Annotated in this window: 4 protein-coding genes; 3 read left to right on the top strand and 1 reads right to left on the bottom strand. The window is 76.8% G+C overall.

Annotated features, from left to right (window positions below; all coding sequences use genetic code 11):
- The 3 genes from DZF91_RS25595 to DZF91_RS25585 all read left to right on the top strand — a co-directional run.
- Nucleotides 1–255: hypothetical protein (locus DZF91_RS25595; RefSeq protein ID WP_207661902.1), on the top strand; the 255-nt coding region annotated here is incomplete at its 5' end.
- A gap of 11 nt (nucleotides 256–266) precedes the next feature.
- Entirely contained in the window at nucleotides 267–1,049 is a 783-nt protein-coding gene (locus tag DZF91_RS25590; RefSeq protein WP_235834553.1) for a glycosyltransferase family 2 protein, read from the top strand.
- On the top strand, nucleotides 1,046–2,311 hold the full coding sequence (locus DZF91_RS25585) for an acyltransferase family protein (RefSeq protein ID WP_117359765.1): 1,266 nt from the start codon (nucleotides 1,046–1,048) through the stop codon (nucleotides 2,309–2,311). Before DZF91_RS25590 ends, DZF91_RS25585 begins: the two co-directional genes overlap by 4 nt.
- Here DZF91_RS25585 and DZF91_RS40350 read toward each other — a convergent pair.
- Nucleotides 2,308–2,831 (bottom strand): hypothetical protein (locus DZF91_RS40350; RefSeq protein ID WP_158588047.1); only part of this gene is annotated, 524 nt, incomplete at its 5' end. The two genes, DZF91_RS25585 and DZF91_RS40350, sit on opposite strands and share 4 nt — an antisense overlap.

Genomic DNA, 2,831 nt, shown 5'->3' with positions numbered 1-2,831 from the left:
GGGGCGGCGGCCGTGGCGGTGGCGGCTGCCGCTTCCGGCGCGGCGGCGCGGACGCTGGGCGTCCTGGTCCCGGCCCTGCTCGCCGCCGCCGCGCTGTCGTCCCTGCTCCCCCGCCGCCTGCCCTGGCCGGACGACACCGGGGACGGGCACGCGGCGAGCGGCGGAGACGTCCCGGAGGACGGACCCGGGCAGTCCCGAATCGGGACGATCCGGGCTAGCCTGCTCCGACACGTCCACCCCGGGAGGTCGCGCTGAGCACCGCACGTGTGACCGTCGTCGTCCCGACCCGCGACTCCGCGCGGACGCTGGAGCGGTGCCTGGCCTCGATCCGCGCGCAGAGCGAGCCGGTCGAGCTGGTCGTGGTGGACAACGCGTCCACCGACGGGACGCCCGCGATCGCCGCCGCGTACGCCGACACCGTGCTCACGGGCGGGCCGGAGCGCAGCGCGCAGCGCAACCTCGGCTGGCGGGCCGCGTCCGGGGACGTCGTGGCGTTCGTCGACTCGGACATGGTCGTCGCGCCCGGCGTCGCCGCCGAGGCGGCCGGGGCGTTCGGCGCGGACCCCGGGCTCGGCGGCCTGGTCATCCCGGAGGAGTCGTTCGGGCAGGGCTTCTGGGCGCGGGTCCGGGCCGTGGAGAAGCGCGCCTACCTGGGCGACCCGGCCGTGGAGGCGGCGCGGGTCTTCCGCCGGACGGCGCTGGCCGAGGTCGGCGGCTACGACGAGGGCCTCAGCGCCTTCGAGGACTGGGACCTCGCCGACCGGGTCGCCGCGACGGGCCTGCGCATCGGCCGGACGTCCGCGGGCGTCCTGCACGACGAGGGCCGCCTGACGCTGCGGTCCGCCTACCGCAAGCGGCGCTACTACGGACGCTGGCTGCCCGCGTACCGGGACCGTCCGACCGCGCGGTCTTTCGGCCGGGGCGGGACGCTGCGGCGGCTTCCGCTGCGGGAGTCCCCCGTCGCCGCCGCCGGGGTGCTCGTGCTGAAGGCGACCGAGGCGGCGGGGCTGCTCGCGGGCGCCCGCGCCGCCGGGAAGGGCGAGCGGTGACCGCGACCGCGCCCTCGCCGGCTCCGGCCCCGGCGGCGGCATCCGTCTCCCGGCTTCCGGCGGTCTCCGGCAGGCAGGACGCGCTGGACGGCGTGCGGGCCATCGCCGCGCTCATGGTGCTGCTGTTCCACGTGGCCGCGAGCACCGGCTACCTCACCGGCGCGCCGACCCCGGTGACGCGGCTGCTGTCGCGGGGCGAGATCGGCGTCCCCATCTTCTTCGTCCTGTCCGGGCTGCTGCTGTACCGGCCGTGGGCGTCGGCGGCGCTCGGCCTGCGCCCGTCCCCCGGCACCGGCGGCTACCTGTGGCGCCGCCTGCTGCGGCTCATGCCCGCGTACTGGGTCGTCATGGCCGTGGCCATCGGCATGTACAGCCGCGAGCACCTGTCGGACATCCCGAGCATGGTCGGCATCGGCACCCTCACCTACGGTTTTGACCCGCACCCCTGGTGGACGGACCATCTCGGCCCCAAGGGACTGGGGCAGATGTGGAGCCTGTGCGTCGAGGCGTCCTTCTATGTGGCGCTGCCCCTGCTCGCCTTGCTGCTGGACCGGTGGGCGCGGCGCGGCACGTCCGTGGACGTCCGGGCGCGGCGGCTGCTGTACGCGCTGGGCGCGATGTCGGTGGGGTCGGTCGTCTACGCGCTCGGGGCGCTGCGGACGCCCGACCCGCCGTACTGGGGCAGCCTGCTCCCGCAGTACCTCGGATGGTTCGGGGGCGGGATGGCGCTGGCCGTCGTGACGGTCTGGGCGAACGCGGACCCGTCCGGGGCGGCGGCGCGGTTCGCGCGGACGGTCGCCGCCTCCGCCGCGACCTGCTGGACGGCCTGCGCGCTCGTCTACGTCATCGCGTCCACCCCCGTCACGGGGCTGTCCCGGCTGAACTCGACCAACGCCTGGACGACCGGGTTCAGCGTCGTCCTGTACGGGCTGGTCGCGCTGCTGCTGGTCGCCCCGGCGGCGCTGGCCTCGGCGGACGACCCGCTCGTCCGGCGCGTCCTCGGCAACCCGGTGCTGGCGTTCCTCGGCCGCGTCTCGTACGGGATCTTCCTCTGGCAGTTCGTGGTGATCTTCGTGTGGTTCGACCTGACCGACCACGCGCCGTTCACCGGCGACCTGCTGACCGACTTCCCCGTGTGCCTCGTCCTGACCGTCGCCGTCGCGGCCGTCAGCTACCACGCGGTCGAGGAGCCCGTCCGGAAGCTGGGGACCCGCCTGGCCTCCCGGCGGCGCGCCCGGACGGGTTCGGCCAGCGAGGGTTAGCCGCGCGCTTCGTCCGGATGGGGGTCGTCGGAGGGCGGGTCCTGCTCGGCGGCCGACGCCCACCGGACGGCCATGCCCTCCGGGGGCGGGCTCTGCGCGGCGGCGGGCGCCCACTGGAGCGCCGCGCCGTCCGCGAGCCAGGTGTCGGGGGCCTCGGGGGCGGTGAGCGCGGCGGTGAGGCGGCCGACCACGACCAGCCCGCAGATCTGCGGCAGGACGTCCCGGAGCAGCGGCAGCAGGTCGGGCCGGACGCCGTGCCGGTTCAGCCAGGCCGCCGCCGCGACCGAGACGCCGCCGACCAGCATGAAGAACGCGGCGATCCAGGCCGACCGGACGGTCCGGGCCGCCCGCCGCACCGACCACTGCGGCAGAGCCCCGACCAGCGCGGACACCGCCGCGACGGCCACTCCGAGCGGACCCGCAAGCCAGAACCCGAGGGCCGCCGCCAGGCCGACCGGGGCCGCGACGCGGAGCGTCCGCGCCGTGCGCGTCCCGGGCGCTCGCGGCGGTGCGGCGGGCA

Source organism: Actinomadura logoneensis (genome assembly GCF_003428695.1).
Taxonomy (GTDB): domain Bacteria; phylum Actinomycetota; class Actinomycetes; order Streptosporangiales; family Streptosporangiaceae; genus Spirillospora; species Spirillospora logoneensis.
This window is presented reverse-complemented; position numbering and strand designations above follow the sequence as displayed.